This is a genomic window from Mucilaginibacter sp. P4_G9, assembly GCF_056400985.1.
The window spans coordinates 1-2,258 of the sequence record NZ_JBFUKF010000744.1 but is presented as its reverse complement, the minus strand read 5'-3'; the positions used below and the strand labels follow the sequence as shown (position 1 = coordinate 2,258).

General features: G+C 29.0%; 2 protein-coding genes. Both read right to left on the bottom strand.

Annotated elements, in window-relative coordinates; genetic code table 11:
• Positions 1 to 25: 25 nt before the first annotated feature.
• Positions 26 to 805: a hypothetical protein gene (locus AC1DPZ_RS27265; RefSeq protein WP_477409426.1), complete on the bottom strand. Its 780-nt coding sequence runs from the start codon at positions 803 to 805 to the stop codon at positions 26 to 28.
• A gap of 724 nt (positions 806 to 1,529) precedes the next feature.
• Positions 1,530 to 1,958, bottom strand: a complete 429-nt coding sequence (locus AC1DPZ_RS27260; RefSeq protein ID WP_477409424.1) for a hypothetical protein — start codon at positions 1,956 to 1,958, stop codon at positions 1,530 to 1,532.
• Between the last annotated feature and the right edge of the window lie 300 nt (positions 1,959 to 2,258).

Below are 2,258 nucleotides of genomic sequence, written 5' to 3'. Positions count from 1 at the left end.
GTTTTGTAAATATTCATTGACTTATTTACTCTTCAGTGTTTGTTTTTGGCATATTAATATAAATGTTTAGCCAATCATTTTGAGAATTCATGTAAATCAAGTAATTATCTTTCTTTATACTAAACGTTCTTGGTTCATCTAGTTCGACACTATCTATGAAATTAAATAATATATCACGAATATTTTGCAGGCATAAATCAGTTTTAGAGTTATTAATGAGGTATTTTAATGTATTCTTTCTTCTTGTTTTTTCTTTTTTAAGTGTCTCATCGGTATCATTGAATCTTTTGATACAAGGAATTTTAAAAGCAATTTGATTTGCCCTCTTATTTTGATTGGCATCATAAATATCATTAGAAATTATAATACTTGAACTTCTATATAAACTTTCTTTTTTAAAACATTGATCTTTCAAAGAATCTAATGCCCTATTAAATTCTTTTAATTCTTTTTTGTTAGATACGAATTCTCTAGCCATTTCATCAAAATCTTGCTGACAAAATTTTAAAAAATTAATACCAAATTCTTTTTTTTTATCGTTACTAAAAAGATTTTCTTCAAAGAAGTAATCGTTTGATTTCAGCCGCTTTGTTAAGTCATAAAAAATAGGAAGTTTAGGTAAAGAGTTGTCGATAATTTTCTCGGCAACTGGCCCAATTATTTCTTCATCATTTGCAAAATCAAAATATTTTACTTCATAATTTTTCGAATAAAAAAATAAATTCATTTTATCAAGTCTTAATTCTAAAATATTTTTTAAGTCCGTTATCCAGAAAATTGATGTTGAATCAGAATTGTGGCCCATTGGAGGTCCCAATATATTCGTTATACATGAAGTCGTAAAATTAATATTAGTTAAGACTGGGTAAAACGATATCCTACTGGAGGCTTTATTTAGAATTAGACAACTTTCGTTTTGAATATTGTTTCGAAAAGTTAAAGGAAACCTTATTATCATATTTGACAATATTCATAAAATGGGCTTTTTTAAAGTCCTCTCTTATACAATTTGTGCATATGGAATCAGATTGAAAATAATTATTCGATGAAAATTTATTATTACAAAGAAATATAAATTTCCTTAAATCTTTCAAAAGCTTACTCTTTGAACACGCGTTCGAGTTACTAATCGTTTGACTTTTTAAAACTTGGAAATTTAGAAGTAAAAATAGAAGTAAAATTGACTTTTTATTAAGTAACCTCATGTCAATAAATTTGGTAAAGTTTTATAATAAAAATGTTCTTGGGAATTTTATCAAGTTCAGATAACGAGCCACCAATCCTTGCTTACCAATTTCTTAAATATCATATTTTACAAAAACAAAAAAAGTAGCTACTTATAGGCATTTTTGCATAAAACAACGTAACCTCGCCTAAACTGTCTTAACAAACTACCTATCCCTCCACTATATTTGCATTCTGAACAATTTTTATACCTCTGCGGGTAAAAATTATATTCCTATTGTTAATGACATATTTTTTTGCAGGGCTTATTTCAATTGAATATTCAAGGAACTTGCATATTCAACTTAATTGAAACAACACGCACACCAACATGTATTACCAGTGCACGAAGCGTAACCTGCTACAGGTCGAGCACATCCACAACCTCCACAATCAAAAACTGAAATTTCGGATGGTATTTTAATTAACCTTGTAGGCTCTTTTATACTTAGCTGTCTATAAACTTCGGTTATGTCCTGAAAAACTTGCCTTAATGAATTCCTTTTTTCCATTTTCAAAAGTATTTCATAATATTCTTTGGTCGATATCTCCTTCTCAGTATTCAAATTAGCTCCATAAGAAATAATTATAGTCCTGACATTCTTTCGTTCTAATCTACCGGCCTCCTGGGCTGATAAAATTCTAATTAAAGATTTGCTATTGCCTTTTTTTGCAATTTGTGAAAAAGTGGGAATTGTAGTAAGTCCAATTAGAAGCACAAGTAATAGTTTCATTTTAATAGTTTTTATGATGAAAGCTTCTGATTATTTATTTACTTGAAGAACTGGCACAATTAGATTATCATAATTCTTATTCAGAACTTATAAGCCCGAGCGGTTTTATATTACCAAGAGGGTCTAAAGATGGGGTAACTGGAACATTAATGCTTCCTTCAATTCTGAGAGGCTGTTTAATTTTATTTTACAAAAATACTATAAGGGGTTTGATTTGTCATTTTTAGCAGGCTTCAGCAGGTTTTACGAATAAATTTCATCTGCAATCGCGCCTAAAATGCCCGAGAAACGTCCTATAAC

Bases quoted from the DNA above. Each gene is read 5' to 3' on its own strand.
- AC1DPZ_RS27265 (WP_477409426.1), bottom strand. From the start codon at position 805: ATGGGCCACAATTCTGATTCAACATCAATTTTCTGGATAACGGACTTA.
- AC1DPZ_RS27260 (WP_477409424.1), bottom strand. From the start codon at position 1,958: ATGAAACTATTACTTGTGCTTCTAATTGGACTTACTACAATTCCCACT.